Here is a 16,452-nt window from a genome sequence, read left to right as displayed (position 1 = left end):
ATCGCCTCGGGACCTGTTCCGGCAACCTTCGAAACCGAGGCGCCATCTGGCATTATATAGACACTCCGGACCATTCGGTCCGGCGCCGCTCCGAGGGAAAACCCTGACATTCCGGAGTGGCAATGGTGGGCGCGACAGGGATCGAACCTGTGACCCCTACGATGTCAACGTAGTGCTCTCCCGCTGAGCTACGCGCCCTCGGCGCCGCGTTTGGCGGCTCCGGTGTGAGAGGGCGTATAGAGGCAGTTGCGGCGGGTGACAAGCGGGTTCCTGCGGCAACGCAGTTTTCCATTGCCGGCTCTCGCATGCCGTTCACCCGGCCCGGGCCCACGGCCCCGACATGGCCGTCGCCCGCCGGGCGCTGTTGCGGGCGCGGCCCCGGGCGGCCCGGGCCCTGGCGGCGGGGCTCGGGCTCGAGGTTCCGGCCTTCGACGCCTGGTGGCTGCACCTGCAAGCCTTGCGCGACATCGGCAAGGTCTCGGTCGCGTTCCAGGCCAAGGTGCCGGCGTTCTTCCCCACGCACCGGCCGCCGCCGTCACCGCGCCTCATCGATCCCGGCCATCCGGCGGCGGGCCTGCTGCCTGCTGCAGCCGATCCTCGGGCATCACGGCCGCCCGGTGACGATCCCGGAGATCTGGCAGCCGGAGGACTGGCGCCCCCACTTACCCGCCGGCTTCCGCCGAGGCCGCTCTCGCCTACTGGGTGGCCGTGGAGGCGCTGTTGCCGGCGCCGGAACGTCCCACACCCGGAACCCGGCCGCCCAAAGGGCGAGCTGGCCGCTCGCCGATTGGATCGGCTCCAACCCGGCCTGGTTTCCCTGCGCCGCGCCGGAGGCCCACCTCCCCGCCTATTGGGACGAGGTCTGCAGCCGGGCCGAGGCGGCTTTGCGCGCGGCCGGCCTGGTCCCGGCGCGTCCCGGCCCGCGCCGCACCTTTGCGGCACTGACGCGCCTGCCCTACGCACCGACTGCGATCCAGACCTGGGCCGAGAGCGTGTTCGAGAGCGTGTTCTTGCCGGACGGGCCGCTCCTGACCCTGATCGAGGACGTGACCGGGCGCGGCCAGACCGGGGCGGCCCTGATGCTCGCCCATCGCCTCCTCGCCGCCGGCCGGGCCGACGGCCTCTACCTGGCCCTGCCCACCACCGCGACCGCCAACGCCAAGGTCGACCGGATCATGCCCCTCGCCGGGGGCCTCTACGCCGAAGGCGCGCCCGTCCCTCGCCCTGGCCCACGTCCGCGCCGACCTGCACCCGCGCTTCCGCGCCGCCGCCGAGGGGTTTGCGGAGTCCGAATCCGGGGCCAGGAGTCGGAGTCGGGCGCCGTCGCCAAGGCCTGGCTCGCCGGAGAGCGCCGCTCGCCGAATCTCGGAATCGGCACCATCGACCAGGTGGTGCCGGCCGTGCTGCCGAACCGCTACGGCACGGTCCGCCTCGCCGACCTCGCCGGCAAGGTGCTGATCGTCGACGAGGCCCATGCCTACGACGCCTATGTGAGCGCCGAACTCGTCACCGTCCACGCCGCCGGCGGCGGCACCACCGTGATCCTCTCCGCCACCCTGCCCTCCGCCGCCAAGGCCAGGCTGGTGACGAGCTGGCGCCGCGCCGTCGGCGCGGCCGGGTGCTGGTCGCCCCAGGTCGCCGAGGGCTCCCTCGACCCCGATTTCGACCTCATGGTCACCGATCTCGCGTCGATCGACTCGGTGCTCCGGTGCGCCGGCCGCCTGTGGCGCCACGAGGGGACGTGGCGCCGGCAGGGCCGCATCCGGCCGATCATCTGCCCTTGTCTCGAAGGGTGAGCGTCATCGAATGGCGTTCCCCGCAGGCCTCAGGCGCAACCCGTCGATGCCGCCTCAATGCGCGTCTAGACGGAGACGGCATCCGGGAGACGGATCCCTCCGAAGATGGAAGGTGCAACATCGTCTCCGTGACGGGAGCGAATCATCATGTCGACGAGGTGGGAAATCTTCTCTTTCCAGTCTGTATGAAACCCGAATTAGATACCGAGGCGATGGATGTCTTGAGGAATGTAGGGTGCTCCCGTATATATCAGCTGATTATCGATTTTTACCAAAGATTGGAGACGGCGATCATCGTGCGGAGTGCCGATGATTTTTAAAATCTGCTCTATTATATTTACAAACATAAAGTTTGTTGGGTGATTGTGCGTTATCATAAGAAATTCAGCCTGATACGACTCGCGCATCAGGCCGGAGATGGTCACGTCGAGGGATTTTTCTTTCACTATCAGCTGGTCGATACAGTCGTGAAATCGACCGACGCTTCCAAGATCGTTTCCGTTCTCGATTTCTGCGATGACGGCCGCTGCGCTCTCGGTTCGATCGAGAATTTTTGCAATTTCTTCGTGCCCGTAAATTTCTCCATATGAAAATTTGGGAGACATCGGCGCGTAACCAATGATGGTTATGCCGGAGATGAATATATAAGGTGCGGTAATGATTGGTTTCTGCGGAAAATTTGATCTTAGTTGGTGTGTCGACAACAGCCCATGCGTCTCATCCAGATGCTGACAAGCAATGATATCGGATGATTGCAGATGTTTATAAATTTCTCCTGCTCCTAGAAAGTCTCCATTTCTTACGTTGTCGCTAGCATGGATCGATTCGCAATTTTCGCAAACAATACTTATGTAATGTGATACGGCGGCGAGCTGACAATTCCCAAAAATGCAATTTTCATTCTTCGCCTCCAAAAATTTCAGATGTCGGGAAAAACCACTGAATGTCGTGCCGAACCGATAGCCGAGCTTCGCCAAATTTCGATCTGATTCGCCCCGGGAGGCCAGACGAGGTTCCGTCATCTCCACCGCGGATATCCTCGTGTGAGAACCCAGCGTGTAGCACGACGGTCCGGCGGTAGGGAACGAGGCCTGTGTCGAGGCAGCGGGAGAGGCGCGGTCTCGACAGGAGGCGCGCGAGTCCGGCCCGACACGCGATCCGGTCGCCCGGTCGGACATCCGGCGATCCCGTGCTCCCGGCAGGCGCGGGGATGGACTCTTGCCAGCCACGCCGCCCCCCTGCTACACGGGCCGCCATACGGATCGATCTAACCAATTGATTTCATTGGTGATGATGGCGCTGCCGCCCGGGTGGCGGCCAGAGGCGCGAGGACAGGTGACAGCCCAGACCCCTTCCCCTTCCGTGCCCCCTCATCCCTTGCGCGCCGCTCTCCGTCTCGGGCGCGGGCGCATGGTCGCGCGGGACTTTTCCCGCCTCAAGCTCGAGTTCGGCGCCGAGGGCTTGAGCCTCGACGTGGCGGATCTCGGGATCGGCGGGCGCTGGGTGTCGATCGCCTTCAAGGACGAGAACCATGGCGCCTTCAGCCGGGTCGAACTGACGGCCGTCGTCGACGGGCCGGAGGGGCCGGAAGCCACCAGCCTGTCCGAGCGCGCCTTCGGCCACGGGCGTTTCACCTGGCTCGGGCGGCTGCCCGCCGGCACCACCGCCCTGACGCTGACGCCGATGCTCGGCGAGGCGGCTTTGAGCATCGCCGAGTTCACCGTCACGGTGAGGAGCCGCCTCGCGCTGGTCGGCCGGGCGGCCCTGCGCCGGCCCGTCCTCACCGGTCAGGCGCTGTTCTGGCGCGCGGTCGGCAAGAGGGTGCGCTCGCAGCACCGCCTCGCCCGCGCCCTCGTGCCGCCGGGACTCACGGGTTACGACACCTGGGTCCGCCACTTCGACACGTTGAGCGAGGCCGACCGCGTCCGGATCGCCGCCGAAGTGGCGCAGTGGCGCGACGTGCCGCTGATCTCGGTGGTGATGCCGGTCTACAATCCGGGGCCCAAGGTGCTGGAGGAGGCTCTGCGCTCGGTCCGCGCGCAGCTCTACCCGCATTGGGAATTGTGCATCGCCGACGACGCCTCGACCGATCCGGCGGTGCCGCGCCTGCTCGCCCGGGCGGCGGCCGAGGATCCCCGCATCCGGGTCGAGCGCCGGCCCGAGAACGGCCACATCGCGGCCGCCACCAACACGGCGCTGGGGCTGGCGCGGGGCGCCTACGTCGCCTTCATGGACCACGACGACGTGCTGCCGGCCCACGCCCTCTACGAAGTGGCGAAGGCGATCCGGCGCGAGCCGGACCTCGACCTGATCTACAGCGACGAGGACAAGATCGACGCCGAGGGGCGGCGCTTCGAGCCCCACTTCAAGGGCGACTGGAACCCCGAGCTCCTCTACGGCCAGAACTACCTCAACCACCTGACGGTGGTGCGCCGCAGCCTGGTCGAGGCGGTGGGGGCCTTGCGCCCCGGCTTCGAGGGCAGCCAGGACCACGACCTGCTCCTGCGCCTGAGCGACCGGCTCGATCCTGCCCGGGTGCGCCACCTGCCGGTGATCCTCTATCATTGGCGCACCGCGATCGGTTCCGGCACCTTCTCGGATGCGTTCCTCGCCCGGGCCGAGGCGGCGCGGCTGCGGGCGCTGGAGGAGCTGGTGGCGCGGCGCGGCTGGCCGCACCGGGTCGAGCGCGGCCCGCTCGGCTTCAACCGGCTGGTGCGGGCGCTCCCCGATCCGGCCCCCCGCGTCTCGGTGGTGATCCCGACGAAGGACCGGGCCGAGTTGCTGCGCGTGGTCCTCGACGGGTTGCTGACGAAGACCGATTATCCCGACATCGAGGTCGTGGTGGTCGACAACGGCAGCACCGAGCCCTCGGCCACGGCGCTGCTCCGGAAGGCCGCGACCGACGGGCGGGTGCGGGTCCTGGCGCGCCCCGGCCCGTTCAACTTCTCGGGGCTGTCGAACGACGGCGCCGCAGTTGCGAGCGGGCCGCTGCTCCTGTTCCTCAACAACGACATCGAGGTGCGCGAACCGGGCTGGATGACCGAGATGGCCTCGATCGCGGTCGAGGCCGGGGTCGGCGCGGTCGGCGCCAAGCTGTCCTATCCGGACGGGACCCTCCAGCATGGCGGCGTGGTCCTGGGCGTGGGTGGCGTGGCCGGCCACAGCCACCCGGATATCGGGCCCGACGATCCGGGCTATTTCGGCCGCATGGTGATCGCCCAGGAGGTCTCGGCGGTGACCGGCGCCTGCCTGATGATGCGGCGGGAGGTGTTCGAGGCGGTCGGCCGCTTCGATGCCGAGCGCCTCGCCGTGGCCTTCAACGACATCGATCTGTGCCTGCGGGTGCGCAAGGCCGGCTACCGCGTGATCTGGACGCCGCACGCCGCCCTGACGCACCACGAATCGAAGAGCCGCGGCAAGGAGGACACGCCCGAGAAGCGCGCCCGCTTCGAGGCCGAGGTCGCCACCATGACCGAGCGCTGGGGGCCCGAACTGCGCAACGACCCCTATTATAACCCCAACCTCGCCCGGGCGAAGGCGCTGTTCCGGCTCTGGTGACCGCCCGGCCGTTGCTCGTTTTGCACTGCAACGCTACAGCGGTGCCCGCGGGCGCCGGGCCGCGCGGCTGCCGGGAGGACGTGAGATGCGCGTTGCGATGGTGGGAGCGGGCTATGTCGGCCTGGTCTCGGGGGCGTGCTTCGCGGATTTCGGCCATACGGTCGTGTGCGTCGACACCGCGCCGGAGAAGATTACCGCCCTCAAGGACGGCCGCATCCCGATCTACGAGCCCGGCCTCGACGCGCTCGTCGCCGAGAACGTGCGGCAGGAGCGCCTGACCTTCACCACGAACCTCGCCCAGGCGGTCGCCGGGGCCGACGCGGTGTTCATCGCCGTCGGCACACCGTCGCGCCGCGGCGACGGCTTCGCCGACCTGACTTACGTCTACCAGGCCGCCCGCGACATCGCGGCCGCCGTGACCGGGCCGACCGTCGTCGTCACCAAGTCCACCGTGCCGGTCGGCACCGGCGACGAGGTCGAGCGCATCGTCCGCGAGGCCCGGCCGGACATCGCCATCGCGGTCGCCTCGAACCCGGAATTCCTGCGCGAGGGCGCGGCGATCTCCGATTTCAAGCGCCCCGACCGTATCGTCATCGGCGCCGACGACCCGAACGCCGCGGCGGTGGTGAGCGAGCTCTACCGCCCGCTCTACCTCAACCATGCGCCGATCCTGGTGACGAGCCGGCGCACCGCCGAGCTGACCAAGTACGCGGCCAACGCCTTCCTCGCCACCAAGATCACCTTCATCAACGAGATCGCGGATCTCTGCGAGCAGGTCGGCGCCGACGTGCAGGAGGTCGCCCGCGGCATCGGGCTCGACAACCGCATCGGCCGCAAGTTCCTGCATGCCGGTCCCGGCTACGGCGGCTCGTGCTTCCCGAAGGACACGCTGGCACTGGTCAAGACCGCGCAGGATGCAGGCAGCCCGGTGCGGCTCGTCGAGACGGTGGTGGCGGTCAACGACAGCCGCAAGCGCGCCATGGCCCGCAAGGTCGTGGCGGCTTGCGGCGGATCGGTGCGGGGAAAGCGGATCGCGGTGCTCGGCCTCACCTTCAAGCCGAACACCGACGACATGCGCGAGGCGCCGTCCCTGTCGATCATCACCGGCCTGCAGGATGCCGGCGCCAGGATCGTGGCCTACGACCCGGAGGGCGTGGAGCAGTCCCGCCCGCTGCTGGCCGAGGTCGAGTACGCCGCCGATCCTTACGCCTGCGCGGCCGGGGCGCACGCTCTCGTGATCGTGACCGAATGGGACGCGTTCCGGGCCCTCGATCTCAAGCGCTTGCACGGCGCAATGGCCGAGCCGGTGCTGGTCGACCTGCGCAACGTCTATCGGCCCGAGGATGCCCGCCGGCACGGCTTCACCTATGCCAGCGTCGGCCGGCCCTGACCTGCGAGTTGAGCCCGGGATGGCGCAGCGTTTCCGTCGCGGTCATCAGACGGCGTGCTACGCCGTCGAGAGTTTTTCCGATACCCGTTCCACCGATCGCCGGGAGCCCGCCGATGCAGACCTTCTTCGTCGAGATCAAGTGCCGCCTGGGCAAGACCTATACCGTGGCTAGCGCTCTGGCCGATCGCGAGATCGCTTCCGAGATCTATTCCACCGCTGGTCATTACGACGTCCTGGCCAAGTTCCACGTCGATGACGGGGTGGATATCGGGCATTTCGTGGCCGAGCATGTGCAGACCATCGCGGATATCCAGGATACCCGCACCATCATCACCTTCAAGGCATTCTGACCGCAACCGCTGGAGCATTGTCCGACGGCGCGGAGACCGGTTCGTCGCGGAAAATGCGGAAAAATCAAAGACCTGGAGCACGGCCCGATTGCGACGCGATCGGGCCGTGCTCGAGCGCGGGCGGTGCCCGCGCCGGTCTGCCCCAATGCGACCCGATTCATCGGGTCTAACGCATCTGGCGCGCCCCGGTCCGGCCCGGGTCGCGTCAAGCTCGATCGGATGGTGTGCGGGGTCTGGCAAATCTTCTCAATGACAGTGTTGTGTCGCGTGTAAGGGCTTTGTGCCTGGTCGTGCGGCAGGACTTTGACTGATGAAGGGATGTCACACTTGGACCAAGTCTTGCTTCTTCGGGATGGCCCGCGCCGTTCCGGGGTTGGCGCGGCGCGGCCCTCATACTATGGGTTGGGTTGAATGCCCGGGTGCGGCGCCGCCGCGTCCGGTCCTCCGTAAATGAGCGTGTAGCGAATCGAACGTGACACAGCGTCCTGACATCGCGATCATCGGTCGGGCCTGCCGGCTTCCGGGCGCCTCCGGCGTCGACAGCCTCTGGCAGATGCTCATCGAGGGACGGTGCGCCGTCTCGCGCATCCCGGAGGACCGGTGGTCCCTGGAGCGCATGGGCCACCCCCGGGCGCAGGAGCGCGGCAAGAGCTACACCTGGGCTGCGGGCGTCATCGACGATCCGTGGTCGTTCGACCCGTCCGTGTTCGGCATCTCCCCTCGCGAGGCCGAGCAGATGGACCCGCAGCAGCGCCTGCTGCTGGAACTGACCTGGGAAGCCCTGGAGAGCGCGGGCCTGCGGCCGTCGGCGGTGGCCGGCAGCCCGATCGGCGTGTTCGTGGGCGCGTCCTCGCTCGATTACGGCAACCTGCGCGTGCTCGACACCGCCTCGGGCGACGCCTACGCGGCGACCGGCAACACGCTGTCGATCCTGTCGAACCGCATCTCCTACATCTTCGACCTGAAGGGGCCGAGCTTCACCCTCGACACCGCCTGCTCGTCGTCCCTCGTCGCGCTGGACGCCGCGGTCGCGGCGATCGCCTCGGGGCGGATCGACACGGCGGTGGTGGCGGGCGTCAACCTGCTGGTCAGCCCGTTCAACTTCGTGTCGTTCTCCAACGCCTCGATGCTGTCGCGCACCGGCCTGTGCCAGGCCTTCTCGGCCAGCGCCGACGGCTACGTGCGCGCCGAAGGCGGCGTCGTCCTGGTGCTGCAATCAGCCGCCGCCGCCGCCCGCAACGGGTCGACGGTGCGCGGCGTGATCGCCGCCTCGAAGGTCAATTCGGACGGGCGCACCACCGGCATTTCCCTGCCGTCGGGCTACGCACAAGGAGCCCTGCTGGAGGAGATCTACCGCGAGGCCGGGGTCGCCCTCGACGCGATCACCTTCATGGAGGCGCACGGCACCGGCACTCCCGTCGGCGACCCGATCGAGGCCGGCGCCATCGGCGGCAAGCTCGGCCGCGGCCGCGCGACGCCCCTGCCGATCGGCTCGATCAAGACCAATATCGGCCATACCGAGCCGGTCTCCGGCCTCGCCGGCCTGCTCAAGGCCAGCCTGGCGCTGGAGCACGACCTGCTGCCGCCCTCGCTGCACAGCGCCGAGCTCAACCCGGCGATCCCGTTCGACGAGCTGAACCTCGCGGTCAACCGTACGCTGCTGCCCCTGCCCCGTACCGGCCAGGCGCGCTTTGCCGGCGTCAACTCGTTCGGCTTCGGCGGCACAAACGCCCACGTCATCCTGACCGACCCGGCGCCGGTCGCGGTCGCCGCGGCCTCGGCGCAGCCGGCACCGGAGGTGCTGCTGGTCTCGGCCCAGACCAAGGCGGCGCTCGCCGACCTCGCCCAGGATTACGCGACCCGCCTCGACGGCGCGGATGCGGCCGAGATCGCCCGCGTCGCGGCGGCGGCGGCGCATCGCCGCGAGCGCCTGCCGGTCCGCGCCGCGATCCCGCTGCGCGACCTCGATGCGGAAGCCGTGACCGAGGCCCTGCGGGCCATCGCCGAGGGTGAGGAGAGTCCCGCGGCGGTCGTCGCCAATGCGGTCGAGCGTGCCGGCGGCGTCGCCTTCGTGTATTCGGGCAACGGCAGCCAGTGGGCCGGGATGGGCCGGGACGCCTATGCCCTCAACCCGGTCTTCCGCGCCCGCTTCGACGAGGCCGATGCGCTGTTCAAGCCGCTCGCCGGCTGGTCGCTGAAGGACGCGCTCTTCGCCGACGACCTGGAGAAGCGCCTCGCGCTGACCAGCGTGTCGCAGCCGCTGATCTTCGCGATCGAGGCCGCCTCCACCGCGGCGCTCAAGGCCGTCGGCCTGACGCCGACCGCGATCGTCGGCCACTCGGTCGGCGAGATCGGCGCGGCGGAGGCCGCCGGCATCCTGACGCTCGAACAGGCGGTGAAGGTCATCTTCTACCGCTCGAAGCACCAGGAGGCGACCCGCGGGCTCGGCACCATGGCGGTGCTGCTCGCCCCCGTCGAGGAGGTGCAGACCTTCCTCGCCGATTACCCCGAACTGGATATCGCCGCCTATAACAGCCCGAAGGCCGTGACGGTGGCGGGTCCCGTGGCGGCGATCGACGCCGCCATGAAGGCGCTGGCGCGCAAGCGCCGCCGCGGCCGAAAGCTCGACCTCGACTACGCCTTCCACGGCCGGCTGATGGACCCGATCGAGGCGCCGCTGCGGCGCGACCTCGCCGGGCTCAAGCCCTCCGCCGGCACCGTGCCGCTCGCCTCGACGGTGACCGGCGACGTGCTCGACGGCACCGCCTTCGACGCCGGCTACTGGTGGCGCAACATCCGCGAGCCGGTGCGGTTCAGCGCGGCGGTCCAGGCCGCGGCGCAAGCCGGTGCCCGGATTTTCGTCGAGGTCGGCCCGCGCCCGACCCTGCTGCCGCATATCGGCGACTGCCTCGAGCCGCTCGGCCTCGACGGCGCCACCGTCGGCGTGTTGCCGAAGAAGACCCTGGAGGCCGACCCGTTCCGCCGCGCGCTGGCGGCGGCGCTCGCCGCCGGTGCCGCGATCGACGAGGCGGTCGCCTTCGGCGCCGATCCGGCGGGCAGCGTGGCGCTGCCGCACTACCCCTGGCAGCGCAAGGTCTTCCGCCTGCCTGAGACCACCGAGGCGGTGAACCCGGCGAGCGCCCGGCCCTACCATCCGCTGATCGGCGCCCGCCAGGGGCCGGACGGGCTGGAATGGCTCGCCCATCTCGACGTCGCGACGGTGCCGGAACTCGACGACCACCGCATCGACGGCCAGGCGATCCTGCCCGGTGCGGGCTTCGCCGAGATGGCTTTGGCGGTCGGCCGCGAGATCGTGCGCTCGGAGAGCGTGACGCTGGCGGATCTCGAGATCCAGCAGCCGATGGTCTTCGCCGAGGAGGCGGTGCGCGAGGTGCTGTGCCGCTTCTCGCCCGGCGCCAACCTGGTGCAGATCCTGTCCCGGCCGCGCCTGAGCCAGGCGCCCTGGCAGCTCCACGCCGTCGCCAAGCTGGTCGAGGGCGAGACGCCGCTGCCGCCGCGCCTGACCGGCCGCGACATGGCCGCCCTGCCCTCCGAGACCACGGTCGACGGCGAGGCGCTCTATGCCCGCGCCAAGGCCTCCGGCCTCGGCTTCGGCCCGTCCTTCCGCCAGGTCGCCCGCTCGGCCCGGCTCGACGATGCCACCATCGTCTCCGATCTCGTGCCCGCCGAGGCCCATGCCCGCTACGGCGTGGTGCCGGCGCGCCTGGATTCCTGCTTCCACGGCCTGATCCTGCTCTTCGCCGACCTTCTCGGCGAGGCGGCGAGCCGGGCCTACGTGCCGATCCGCTTCGGCGAGATACGGCTCGTGCGTCCCGGCGCGGCGATCGCCCGGGCGGTGATCCGCACCCGGCGCTGCAACGAGCGCAGCATCCTGGCCGACTTCACCCTGGTGGACGAGGCCGGCGAGGTGATCGCCACACTGCGCGAGGGCCGGTTCCAGGCCCTGCGGATGAAGGGCGGCAACGACCTCGACGCCTTCGCGATCCGCCAGTTCACCGAACTCGCCACCGAGCCGACGGCGATCGCGCTGGAGCCGCAGCCGGCCGTCGCGGCCCTGGTCCGTCGCCAGGCCGGTTCGGTCACCGCCACCGGCGAGGCGGCACTCGGCGCCGGTCACATGCTGCTCGAAGGCTGGGCGACCTCGCTCGCCGACCGGCTCGCCCGCGGCCTCGCGGTCGGCAGCGTCGTCGACGTCGCGGCCTCGCGCCGGCTGCCGGCGGCGCTTCGCCCCTGGCTCGTCAACCAGCTCCTGGCGCTGGAGGTCAGCGGTCTCGCCGATGCCGCGGGCGACGGGCGCTGGCGCCTACGCGCCGACGTGACGCTGCCCGAGCCCGACGAGATCATGCGCTGGATCGCGGCGGATCATCCGGAGCTGTCGGCGGAACTCCTGCTCTGCGCCGATCTCGGCGCCGTGGTCTCGCGGGTGCTGGCCGGCTCCCTCGCCGACGCGCCGTCCCTGCCGCAGGCGGCGCTCGACGCCTTCTCGTTGCGCGGCGCCACCGTCCGGGCCTCGGCCGACACGGTGATGCGGCTCCTTGACGACAGCGTCGCGTCGCTGCCCCGCGACCGGGCGCTCCGCCTGCTCCAGGTCGGGTTCGGCCCGCTCTCGGCCCAGGTCGCGACCTTCGCCGGCCTCAACGAGGCGCGCCTGACGGTGTTCGAGGCCGACCGGCGTCTCGCCGAGCGCGCCCGCCTCGCCCTGCCCGCCGGCGTCACGATCGTCGAGGATCCGGCGGCCCTCGGCCACGCCGCCTTCGACGCGGTACTGGCGAGCGACGTGCTCCACCGCGCCTCCCGCGACCTCCTCAGTCCCCTGGCGTCGAGCCTCGCGGCCGGCGGCCTGTTCGCGGCGGTCGAGCCCGGCGCCTCGCTGTTCCGCGACATGGTGTTCGGCCTCGATGCCGGCTGGTTCGAGTCCCACGGCGACGTGCCGGTCGGCCGCCTCGACGACGTGGCGGGCTGGCAGCGCTCCTTGAGCGCCGTCGGCCTCGTCAAGGTCGCGGCGGACCGCGCCGTCACCCGCAACGGCAACGATCTCCTGCTGCTGGCGGAAGCCCCGCCGCGGCCGAAGGCGGCGGCCGGCCAGACCTTCGCCTTCGTCATCGGCTCGGAGGACGAGTTCGCGGCCGAGACCGCGTCGTCGCTCGCCACGCTGCTCGTGGCGAGCGGGGTCCACGTCTCGATCATCCTCGATTCCGAGGCCTCCTTGCGCGAGCTGGAGCGCGAGACGCCCGACACGGTGGTCTATCTCGCCGGTGCCTTCAACCGCGGCGGCGAGCCGGCCGAGCGGCTGCGCGAGCGTTGCCTCGGGCTCAAGCGCTGCGTCGAGCATCTCGGCACACGTCCGACCCGGCTCTGGGTCGTCTGCCCCGGCGCCACCCGCGACCGCGGCGGGCTCGCCTGCGGCGTCGAGGCCGGCATCTGGGCCTTCACCCGGACGCTTGCCAACGAAGTGGCCTCCCTCGACGTGCGCCGCATCGACCTGTCGACGGCGATCTCCTCGAAGCGCGCCGCCGAGCGCCTGCGCGACCTGATCCTGTCCGGCACGCCCGAGACCGAGATCGTGGTCGACGACGACGCCACCCGCGTGGTGCGCTTCTCGCAAGGCGCGCGCTCCGCCCGGCGCTCCGGTCCGGCGGCCCCGGCCGCGCGGCTCGAACGCAGCACCACGGGCGGCCTCAACGAGATGCATTGGGGCCCGGCCGAGCGCGTCGCGCCCGGTCCCGGCCAGATCGAGATCGCGGTCGAGGCCACCGGCCTCAACTTCCGCGACGTGCTCTGGGCCCTGTCGATGCTGCCCGAGGAAATCCTCGAGGACGGCTTTGCCGGCCCGCGGCTCGGCCTCGAATGCGCCGGCCGCGTCGCCGCGGTGGGTGCGGGCGTGACCGCCTTCAAGCCCGGCGACCGGGTGGTGGCCTTCGCCCAGTCGGGCTTCTCGACCCACATCGTGGTGCCCGAGATGGTCGTGGCGGCAGCACCCCAGGGGCTGTCCTCCGAGGCCGCCGCCACCACGCCGGTGGCCTTCCTCACCGCCTTCTACGGCCTCGTGACGCTCGCCCGCCTCAAGGCCGGCGAGTGGGTGCTGGTCCATGGCGGCGCCGGCGGCGTCGGCCTCGCGGCACTCCAGATCGCCCGGATGCGCGGCGCCCGGGTCATCGCCACCGCGGGCTCGAACGAGAAGCGTGCGCTCGTCAAGGCGCTCGGCGCCGAGCATGTGCTCGATTCCCGCTCGCTCGCCTTCGTCGACGACATCCGCCGCATCACCGGCGACGGTGTCGACGTGGTGCTCAACAGCCTGTTCGGCGAGGCGATGGAGCGCAGCCTCAATGCGTTGAAGCCCTTCGGGCGCTTCGTCGAACTGGGCAAGCGCGACTACGTCGCCAACACCCATATCGGCCTGCGGCCATTCCGTCGGAACCTGTCCTATTTCGGCGTCGACCTCGACCAGCTGCTCCAGTTCCAGCCCGACGAGGGCAAGCGGCTGTTCCGCGAGGTGATGGCTCTGTTCACCGACGGCAGCCTGAAGGCGCTGCCCTATCAGCCCTTCGCCGCGGAAGAGGTGTCGGACGCGTTCCGGCTGATGCAACAATCGGGTCACATCGGGAAGATCGTGATCGCGCCGCCGAAGGCCGGCACGATCCTGGCCGAGACGACGAAGCCCTTCGTGGTGGCGCCCGACCGCGTCCACCTCGTCACCGGGGGCTTAGGAGGCTTCGGCATCGAGGCGGCGCGCTGGCTCGCCGAGCGTGGTGCGCGCCACATCGCCCTCGTCGGCCGCAAGGCGCCGACCGGCGAACCGGCGCTCTCGACCATCGCCGAGCTCAAGGCCCGCGGCGTCGCCGTCCAGGTGGAATCCTGCGACATCACCGACCGCGCCTCGGTCCAGCGCCTGCTGGAGCGGGTGGAAGCCAAGGGCGTGAAGCTTGCCGGCATCATCCACGGCGCGATGGTGCTGCAGGACGGCCTGATTGCGAACCTCGATCCGGCGGCGCTGGAGGCGGTGATCGCCCCCAAGGTGATCGGCGCCGGCCATCTCGACGCGCTGACCCGCGACCGGGCGCTCGACTACTTCGTGCTGTTCTCCTCGGCCACGACCTTCATCGGCAATCCGGGCCAGGGCTCCTACGTCGCCGCCAACGGCTTCATGGAGGGTCTGGCCCGCCAGCGCCGCCGCCTCGGCCTGCCGGCCCTGGCGGTGGCCTGGGGCGCCATCGGCGATGTCGGGGTGCTCGCCCGCAACAAGGCGGTGATGGAGACCCTCGCCGGCCGCGTCGGGGTGACCCCGGTCGATGCCCGCAAGTCCCTCGACCTGATGGCCGAGGCGCTGGGCGTGCAGGGCACGGCGCCCGACGACGCGGTGATCGCCATCGCGGCGATGCACTGGGGCAAGGCCCGCGAGCGCCTCGCCACCCTGCGCTCGCCCAGCTACGCCAGCCTCGGCTCGGAGCAGCAGGCGGAGGCCGGCGGCCAGGTCGCGATCAGCATCGCCGGCTTGCTCCGCGCCCACGACCTCGACGACGTCCGCAAGACCGTGGCGGATGCCATCGTGGAGGACATCGCCCGCATCCTGCGCCTGCCGAAGGACGACATCAGCCGCGTGCGCCAGCTCTCGGAGATCGGCCTCGACTCGCTGATGGGCGTCGAGCTCGGCGCGAGTCTGCAGGAGCGCTTCGGCCTCGACGCGCCGCCCTCCGGTGTGTCGAGCGGCCAGACCGTGACCGAACTCGCCGACACCCTGATCCAGTCGGTGGCGGCCCCGGTCGACGAGAGCGCGGCGGCGGTGGTCAGCCTGTCGCAGCGCCACGGCGGGGTCGAGTCGGCCGATGCCGAGGCGCTGCAATCCCTCCAGGCGCTGGTCGAGAAGAACAGCCAGGACATCAAGGTCATCACCCAATGAGCAGCGGATCCTCCCACGGCGCGGGCGGGCGCGAGGCCCTGGCGGGCTTCGTCGCCGCCCGCCTCGGCAAGGCTCCCTCCCGCCCCGCCCCGGTCCGGCCGGCGCCCAAGCCGGCTCTGGCCCAGGCCCAGAGCTTCGACAGCCTGCCGGCCTACAAGGAGCTGAAGCTCCAGCGCTCGGCAGCCGACCTGATCGGCCTCGGCAACCCGTTCTTCCGCGTCCACGACGCCAAGGCCGGCGCGACGACGCGGATCGAGGGGCGGACCTTCACCAATTTCTCGTCCTACGACTACCTCGGTCTCAACGGCCATCCGGAGGTGAACGCGGCGGCGCAAAGCGCGCTCGCCGAGTACGGCACCTCGGCCTCGGCGAGCCGGATCGTCGCCGGCGAGCGCCCGGGCCATCTCGTCCTCGAGAAGGCGATCGCCGCGCATTACGGCACCGAGGCCTGCGTGGTGATGGTGAGCGGGCACGCCACCAACGTGGCGACCATCGCGGCCCTGCTGGAGCCTGGCGACGTGATCTACCACGACGCCCTGATCCACAATTCGGTGGTCACCGGCGCGCAGCTGTCGGGCGCCCAGCGCCGCAGCTTCGCCCATAACGACCTCCAGGCGCTGGAATCGCTGCTGCACGCCACGCGCCACGAGCATCGCCGGGCGCTGATCGTGATCGAGGGCCTCTACAGCATGGACGGGGACGCCCCCGACCTCGCCGGATTCGTCGCCCTCAAGGAGCGCTACGGCGCCTGGCTGATGGTCGACGACGCCCACGGTCTCGGCGTGCTGGGGAAGGATGGCCACGGCCTGCACGAGCATTGCGACGTGCCTCCCGGCAGCGTCGACATCTGGATGGGCACGCTCTCGAAGACGCTGTCCTCCTGCGGCGGCTACGTCGCGGGGGCCGGCGCTCTGATCGAGCTTCTGAAGTGCACCGCCGGCGGCTTCGTCTACTCGGTCGGCCTGTCGCCGCCGCTCGCCGCTGCCGCCACCGCCTCGCTGGCGCTGATGCGACGGGAGCCCGAGCGGGTGGCGCGACTGCGCCGCAACGGCGCGCTCTTCCTCGCCACCGCCCGCGAGCGCGGCCTCGATACCGGCACCAGCCTCGGCCTCGCCGTGGTGCCGGTGATCCTCGGCGATTCGCTGAAGGCGGTGACCCTGTCCGACCGGCTGTTCAAGCGCGGCATCAACGTGCAGCCGATCATCCATCCGGCGGTGCCGGAGCGCTCGTCGCGCCTCCGCTTCTTCATCACCTCGGAGCATAGCCCCGAGCAGATCCGCGAGACCGTGACGGTGCTGGCGGACGAGCTCGACGAGCTGAATCAGGGCGGGTCGCTGGTCGAGCGGCTGATGTCGCGGCGGGCGTGAGAGGGCCGTCATGTCGCCCCGGGGATGCGTAGCAGAACCCGGGGTGATGAAGGCTGCGGTCTTCTCTCTTCCA

7 protein-coding genes, 1 tRNA gene and 1 pseudogene are annotated in these 16,452 nt (G+C 70.3%); 7 read left to right on the top strand and 2 right to left on the bottom strand.

Translation table 11 applies throughout. The features are described 5' to 3' along the window. Positions 1-123 precede the first annotated feature (123 nt). A tRNA-Val gene (locus AC3AOF_RS21950) sits at positions 124-198 on the bottom strand. Positions 199-340: 142 nt separating this feature from the next. Here AC3AOF_RS21950 and AC3AOF_RS21945 point away from each other — a divergent pair. Next, a pseudogene (locus AC3AOF_RS21945) lies at positions 341-466 on the top strand (hypothetical protein); the annotation flags it as partial. Between the two features lie 151 nt (positions 467-617). Beyond that, positions 618-1,796, top strand: a complete 1,179-nt coding sequence (locus AC3AOF_RS21940; RefSeq protein ID WP_488346484.1) for a hypothetical protein — start codon at positions 618-620, stop codon at positions 1,794-1,796. Between the two features lie 197 nt (positions 1,797-1,993). On the opposite strand, the gene AC3AOF_RS21935 is transcribed toward AC3AOF_RS21940, so the two are convergent. Beyond that, on the bottom strand, positions 1,994-3,025 hold the full coding sequence (locus AC3AOF_RS21935) for a WcbI family polysaccharide biosynthesis putative acetyltransferase (RefSeq protein WP_488346483.1): 1,032 nt from the start codon (positions 3,023-3,025) through the stop codon (positions 1,994-1,996). Positions 3,026-3,206: 181 nt separating this feature from the next. Here AC3AOF_RS21935 and AC3AOF_RS21930 point away from each other — a divergent pair, with 181 nt between their 5' ends. The 5 genes from AC3AOF_RS21930 (at position 3,207) to AC3AOF_RS21910 (ending at position 16,379) form a co-directional block, all read left to right on the top strand. Then, positions 3,207-5,354 (top strand): glycosyltransferase family 2 protein, encoded by a 2,148-nt coding sequence (locus tag AC3AOF_RS21930; protein WP_236992698.1) that lies wholly within the window; start codon positions 3,207-3,209, stop codon positions 5,352-5,354. Between the two features lie 85 nt (positions 5,355-5,439). Next, positions 5,440-6,744: a UDP-glucose dehydrogenase family protein gene (locus AC3AOF_RS21925; RefSeq protein WP_488346482.1), complete on the top strand. Its 1,305-nt coding sequence runs from the start codon at positions 5,440-5,442 to the stop codon at positions 6,742-6,744. Between the two features lie 113 nt (positions 6,745-6,857). Beyond that, positions 6,858-7,094: an Lrp/AsnC ligand binding domain-containing protein gene (locus AC3AOF_RS21920; protein WP_048426071.1), complete on the top strand. Its 237-nt coding sequence runs from the start codon at positions 6,858-6,860 to the stop codon at positions 7,092-7,094. A 472-nt stretch (positions 7,095-7,566) separates the two neighbouring features. Beyond that, positions 7,567-15,012, top strand: coding sequence for an SDR family NAD(P)-dependent oxidoreductase (locus AC3AOF_RS21915; protein ID WP_488346481.1), 7,446 nt, complete (start codon positions 7,567-7,569; stop codon positions 15,010-15,012). Further along, complete coding sequence (locus tag AC3AOF_RS21910; RefSeq protein WP_236988883.1) at positions 15,009-16,379, top strand: aminotransferase class I/II-fold pyridoxal phosphate-dependent enzyme; 1,371 nt, start codon at positions 15,009-15,011, stop codon at positions 16,377-16,379. Before AC3AOF_RS21915 ends, AC3AOF_RS21910 begins: the two co-directional genes overlap by 4 nt. Positions 16,380-16,452: the final 73 nt, after the last annotated feature.

This window comes from Methylobacterium sp. 142-1Y, from assembly GCF_057747795.1.
Note: the sequence above shows the minus strand (reverse complement) of the source record. Positions and strands in the feature narration are given on the sequence as shown.